This is a genomic window from Gelidibacter sp. (assembly GCF_035577925.1).
Classification (GTDB): domain Bacteria; phylum Bacteroidota; class Bacteroidia; order Flavobacteriales; family Flavobacteriaceae; genus Gelidibacter.
Genome location: NZ_DATJCY010000195.1, coordinates 1 through 6,792, shown reverse-complemented (window position 1 = coordinate 6,792; position 6,792 = coordinate 1). Strand labels below are relative to the sequence as shown.

General features: G+C 35.7%; 4 protein-coding genes and 1 pseudogene. 3 read left to right on the top strand and 2 right to left on the bottom strand.

Annotated elements, in window-relative coordinates; translation table 11 throughout:
• A pseudogene (locus tag VNJ50_RS07515) lies at nt 1-1,541 on the top strand (hypothetical protein); the annotation flags it as partial.
• Between the two features lie 27 nt (nt 1,542-1,568).
• Here VNJ50_RS07515 and recO read toward each other — a convergent pair.
• Both recO and VNJ50_RS07505 read right to left on the bottom strand, forming a co-directional pair.
• Nucleotides 1,569-2,288, bottom strand: a complete 720-nt coding sequence (recO, locus tag VNJ50_RS07510) for a DNA repair protein RecO (protein WP_325580535.1) — start codon at nt 2,286-2,288, stop codon at nt 1,569-1,571.
• Nucleotides 2,289-2,302: 14 nt separating this feature from the next.
• Nucleotides 2,303-4,696: an ABC transporter substrate-binding protein gene (locus VNJ50_RS07505; protein WP_325580533.1), complete on the bottom strand. Its 2,394-nt coding sequence runs from the start codon at nt 4,694-4,696 to the stop codon at nt 2,303-2,305.
• 185 nt (nt 4,697-4,881) lie between these two features.
• Here VNJ50_RS07505 and VNJ50_RS07500 point away from each other — a divergent pair, with 185 nt between their 5' ends.
• A complete protein-coding gene (locus VNJ50_RS07500) occupies nt 4,882-6,198 on the top strand; it encodes an MBOAT family O-acyltransferase (RefSeq protein ID WP_325580532.1) in 1,317 nt (438 codons plus the stop codon).
• Between the two features lie 77 nt (nt 6,199-6,275).
• Nucleotides 6,276-6,792, top strand: a 517-nt coding sequence (locus VNJ50_RS07495; protein WP_325580530.1) for an alginate O-acetyltransferase AlgX-related protein, incomplete at its 3' end; no start/stop codon positions are given.

The following is a 6,792-nucleotide window of genomic DNA, read 5'->3' as shown; positions in this document are numbered from 1 at the left end:
GTTACTTTGTGGAAATTATTAATGATGTTATTGTCAACGGGAATCTCACGATCCAAACTAAAGGAGCTCTTGCACAACGTGGCGATGGCCCAGATGCTGGAACATTTTCTACCATAAATACTGGGACTTCAATTGCGAATAAAACAACCGCTCTCAAAAAAAACTGGTATGACTATACATTTTGGAGCTCGCCAGTAACCAATGCCACCGTCGAGTCAATTTTGGGCTTTGCACCTCCAAGCCGACGTTTTTACTTTGATGCTGCAAATTATGAAGATCTTAATAATGATGAAGTGGATGACAACAATGACGCTTGGCAATTGGCCTCTGGACCGATGATTCCAGGGGTAGGTTATATATCTTCGTCCAGTAATTCGGGTAGCTTTCCAAGAGAAGATCACATCATATTCAATGGGGCATTTAATACGGGTAATATCTCGGTCGCCATCCATACCAACAATATTCCTACCGACAATGACTGGAACTTTATAGGCAATCCTTATCCATCAGCCATCGATTTTAGTATGGTGTATGACGACAACAGTGAGGTCATTTGGGGCGTAGCCTACTTATGGTCGCACGCTTCGCTGCTATTAGAGGAAAACCCAGGCCCAGACAGATACAATTTTAGTACCGATGATTATGCCATTATCACTGCGGGAAGTGGTGCCATTGCCGGCGGAAGTGGCATTATACCTTCAGGCAATATTCCTTCGGGACAAGGTTTTTTTGTGATTGGCAAAGCAAATGGCGGAATCTTGACTTTTAAAAACTCCATGCGAATGGCAGACCCATCAAGTAATTTACAATTTTTTAGACCTGAAAACATCGAGGTGCCCAATAGACTTTGGATTAATCTCACTTCAGATAATGGGGTTTTTAATCAAGTATTGGTTGCTTATGTAGATGGCGCAACCAACGGCGTTGATGATATTATGTATGATTCTGAACGAAATTTGTCTTCAAACCTAGGAGCCAACTTATACACTCAAATTTCTGGCAGCCCTAAACAATTTGCCATTCAAGGAAAGGCCATCCCAAGTTTAAATACCGATGAAGAAATCCGCTTAGGATTTAATACGACGATAACCCAACCCACACTTTATAAATTATCGATTGCCAACTTACAGGGCAAATTTCTTAATGAAAACACGGTTTATCTTAAAGATCATCTGCTAAATATCCAGCATAATCTATCAGCTTCAGATTATAATTTCACTTCAATTCCGGGTCATTTTGATAAGCGGTTTACTGTTGGTTTTAAACAGCAAGCATTGTCCATAAATGATTTCAACAGTGATGAAAATAGACTCACTATTGTTGAATTGAGCGATGGGCGCGTACAATTCAAAGTAAACAATGGGTACAATATTAATTCGATTGAAATCATGGATGTGCTAGGTCGGAAATTATATAATTTGAAAGGTAATAGTGCTACTGAAATATATGATTTAAAAACTTTAGGATATCAGACGTATATCGCTAAGGTGAAACTCTCCAACGGCCAAATCATTAGCAAGCGTGCTATAAAAAGCCATTAATTGTATCAGAAAATATTAAAAATAAAATCAGCCAAACACCTGATTTAATACTTGGAGCGATTTTGGTTTTCTGAAATCGGTGAGATGTAATTCAAAATAAAAAAGCAGCATATTCAATAACGATTGCCTTTGTGTTGAATGCAATTTCAGATTGTCCAACGCATCAAATTTCATGGTGAGCAACTGTTTCAAAACGATTAAATTTTCGCCCGAAACGGTATAAGGCACTTGTGATTTTAACTCAAAACTTCCAGACTTTAAATTGAAATAAGGAAAACCAGCTTGTGAAGCATCTGGATAAAACCCTAAATGCTTAGAGAGTTCCAGCAAAAATAACAAATGAAAATTGGCAAAGTTGGTTTCGTGATCCAGCCATTGTAAGGACGTTTCTAAAAATCCGTATAATGGTAAATTAGCTTCTTCTTCCTTTAAAACGCCGGTTAGAACTTCGGACAAAAACATCACTATAGAAGATTTTAAAACATGGGTATGCATACTTTTATAGGGAATGCCCAATTTAACATCTCTGATAAAGTGCAAAGATTGGTTGGCCCTGTAATTTTCTTCAATTTCTAATTGTGATAACGGCTGATAATACGCTATTTTGGAATTGCCTTTCTTGCTTTTTAAAACACCGCGTAATAAATAGCTGACAACACCTCTGTTCTTGGTATAGCATTTAACGATGACATCATGATCGCCATATTTTATTTTGGAAAGCACAATGGCTTCGGTTTTAACTAACATAATTTGATAGGCTGTTATCTGATGATCATCAATTTCAAAACCTTGGTTTCGAAAGTATCCAAATCCGAAATCATAATTAAATAAACGCCGGAAGCTACGACATTATTGGCCAAGTTTTTACCGTTCCAAACGGCTGTTCCGCCATCAATGGCAAAATTATAATTGGAACGTGATGCTCTCAAATTGACCCGTGATTGCGCTTCTGCAACAAGGTTACCTTCAATATCAGTGATTTTGATATTGACATTTTCGGTAATACCCTTAATTTTTACGCCTTTGGTAATATCATTCAAATTATCTGCACCAAGTACATTATATTCCGGTCGCACAGGATTGGGGTAAACAAAAGCACTATTCAATTCGCTTTCTGTATTGGAACCACCGGAATTAAAAGAAACCAATCCGTTTGATGTAGCGATATATACTTTTCCTGTCTGAGAATCGATAGAAATATCATTGATGGTATTGGAAGGTAACGGTGAATTATTAGTTGTAAAATGATGAATAGTTTGTTGCCCATCTGGAGAAAAATAAAAAACGCCAGATTGTCCGGTACCAATCCATTTATTATTGGAACCATCAACTTCAATATCAGTAATTACTTGTCCCGACAGCAGTTCCTTGGGGATCCCGTCATCCATGATAACAATTTCCCTAACGGATATATTAGAATTCGAGAAAAAAGAATCGGTATTATACAAAACTCGAAGTCCATAAATAGTGCCAATCCAAAGTTGATTGTTAAGGTCAATGGCCAAAGCCTTTACGTTATCTGAAGGCATATTATTTTCTTCACTCGCAATAAACTTAATTGAGTTGGCGGTTGATTTAAAATTATATCCTATAAGTCCTTTTAAAAAACTCCCTATAAAAACATTCCCGTGAGCATCAAAAACAGGAGCCGTAAATCCGATATTACTGGTTGGAACTTCAATTATCGGTGTAAAATCATAAGCCGTCCACTTGCCGTTTTCAAATTTATTGAGTGGCTTGGCAACTCTTCCATCCATAACCCACAAAGCACCTTGTCTATCATAGGTACTTCCCAGGGTTAAATGTAAATCATCCAGAAAAGGCATGATCGTACTGTTTGTTTGATCATAAAGTCCAACAGCATTACCTTGATTAAACTCAATCAATCCCGACCAGTACGAACTTATAAAAACCTGATCGGGATTAAATGGATTGACTGCAATATGCGACAGATAATTAGGGTTGGGAATACTGGCTGCAATCGTGTCATAAGGTGTATTTTTCCAAGCTTCATTTTTATAATGGCTAATGCCAGTTCTAGCAATACCACCATTAAAATTAAAGGTTGATGAATAACCTCCAAAAACAGCCCAAATTTCATTCGGCGGGGTTTTTATGCTAAAGATAGTGTTCATTAAAGGTCCTGGTGGATGGATTTTTTCAAAGCTTGAACTATTTTGGGCAGTGGTTTTTAAAATGCCCAAACCTGGTTTTCCCAAACTCACATTAGAGGTGGTACCAATAAAAATAGCATTCTGCAAATTGACCGTAGCACAAGTAAATGGGGCATCTGAATTATCTTCGGCAGCAACCACCAAATTGAAATGGTCATCATAAACAAACACTTGGCTGGATGTGGTTATCACCAAATGCCCATTGCTACTTTTGATACTTTTGGGCAGGGTTGGATATTCATATTGCTCGGTAAGAATATCATTGGTAATCTTATAAATCCGCCGATTGGATTTGACGGCAAATAAGTTGTCGTTAACATTAGAAATTCCCAAAAAATCACCCGAATCCATAGTAATCCATTGGGTATAATCTATTAAACTGGGATTGGTTTTCAATGCTTTTTTAAGTGCGCCATTATTGCCACAGGCTGCATAAATATAATCGCCAATCACAGTGGTTTGGTTCACCTTAATCTGACTGCTTCCAAAACCAATAAAATAAGAATCGCCAAACTCCAAACGCTCCAAGTTAAAAACCGAAATACCATAATCGGTTGAAATATAAACAACGCCATGATCTTCAAAAAAATGATTGATCTTCTTTTTTGTCGAAGGAATCGTTTCTTTATTTAAAATATCAATGACAGATGTTATTTTGGTAGAAATATCAGATGAAATTTCAATCAATCCGTTGGCATAACCAATTAAAAGCAATCCATAATCCTGACTGTAATGAATGGCAGAAATGGTCTCACCTGAAAGCCCATCGATTGTTGTCAGGGTTTCTATTTCTTGAGTTTGTGAATCAAAACTAAAAACTGAATTCTCACTAGCCGCATAAATCATATTTCCATTGCTGGTCACATCTCCAATATTTAAATATGAAAAATGACCTTCCCATAAATCAGAATAATCTTGTGAAAACAAAGTCATGGAAAACAATAAGAAAAGTACTGCAAAAAACCTTTTATAATTGCTCATTAATCGTGCATCTGGTTAGAAATATTCAGGTCAAAAATAAGATAATTTATTGTACTTTAGCTTTTCATAATTGATTATCCTAGATGCTATTTAGTAGTCCCATCTTTTTATTTCTATTCTTACCACTAACTTTATTTTGCTACTATTTACTGCCTAAAAAACTGAAGAATTTCTTTTTGCTCGCCATGAGTTTGCTTTTTTATACATGGGGCGAACGGGAACTGGTTATTTTAATTATCGTTTCCACCCTTATAGATTACTCTTGTGGCATCATTATTCAAAATGGCAAAAGAAAAATCGGACTGATTTTATCCATTGTTTTTAACATAGGGATTTTAGCTTATTTTAAATACTCTGGATTTGTATTTACCAATTTAATTGAATTTTTGGGACTCTTTAATGTGAATTTAGAAAAGGCACAAGCTTTTTCAACTATAGCTTTACCACTTGGTATTAGTTTTTACACCTTTCAAACCATGTCATATACGATTGATGTATATAGAGGTGAGATAAAAGCAAACAGAAACCTTATTGATTTTGCCACTTACGTTACCTTATTTCCTCAGCTTATAGCGGGCCCAATAGTGCGGTACAAATCCATCGAAACACAACTTTTAAATAGGAAAGTAACCAGGTCGCTCATGTCTGAAGGTGTTGAACGCTTTATTATTGGTCTTGCAAAAAAGATGTTGATTGCTAATAATTGTGCGTTTCTGGCCGATAATATCTTTAGCCTGCATACTGATGACCTCTCTGCTCCATTAGCGTGGCTTGGTGCTATTGCCTACGGTTTTCAAATTTATTTCGATTTTTCAGGATATTCCGATATGGCTATTGGTCTTGGTAAATTATTAGGATTCAATTTTCCTGAAAACTTCAACTATCCATACACCGCAAAATCGATTAGGGAATTCTGGAAGCGATGGCACATCACCCTATCGAGCTGGTTTAAAGATTATCTCTATATTCCGTTGGGAGGAAATCGAAAAGGTCATCGCAGAACTTACCTCAACCTTTTCATTGTTTTTTTCCTTACAGGATTATGGCATGGTGCCAACTGGACCTTCATTGTTTGGGGATTGTTTCATGGCAGTTTGATAATTGTAGAACGGTTGGGCTGGGGCGCTATCTTAGAAAAAATACCTAAAATTATTGCGCATATCTATCTCATTTTTTCGATTTGTATTTCTTGGGTTTTATTCAGAAGTAATTCGTTATCAGATGCCATAAATTATATTGTAGCCATGTTCAGTTTTCAAAACCCAACCAATATTGAATTCTTAAATTACTATTTATCAAACGAATTGCTCATTGTATTAATGCTGGCCACAGTTTTATCGATGCCTGTTTATCACAAGATAAAAACACTGTGCAGAACAACAAACATTTCCAATCCTATATTGCAGTCATTTAGAACCATCGGTTTGCTAGCCCTATTTATATTATGTCTATTTTATATTGCTGTAGATTCGTATAATCCTTTTATCTATTTCAGGTTTTGAAAGCTCCCAATCGACATATCCAAGATTATCTACTAATAATTGGGTTTTTACTACTATTGATTATACCCAATCTTGTGATGCTTTTTGATTTGGAAAACACACCAAATAACGAAAACAAAAAATTTAGTAAAACACCTGATTTCAATCTCGAAAACCCACAGCTTTATATTTCCGATTTCAAGAATTATTATGTGAATAACCTTGGATTAAAATTGACTTTTACAAATATGTATCTCAACTTTAAATCTCAAATCCTCAATGATCATCCGCTTCCCAATGAAGTTGTACAAGCTAAAGAGGGCTGGTATTTTTTAGGCAATTCCTATAATGATATTTTAAATGATTCTTTTGGAAATGTTCCTTTTACAAATGCTGAACTTCATGCAATTACCCAAAAACTCAGTAAAATAAAACAACATCTCAATTTAAAAAAAATTGAATTTTATATTGTAGTTCCTCCTAACAAACAAAGCATTTACAAAGAACACTTACCGTTTCAACTCACGTCACGCACTAAAAGATTAAGTCAGCTACAACAGCATTTAAAAACGTATTCGGACTTAAAGATTATTTCGCCAGAAACACTTTTAATGT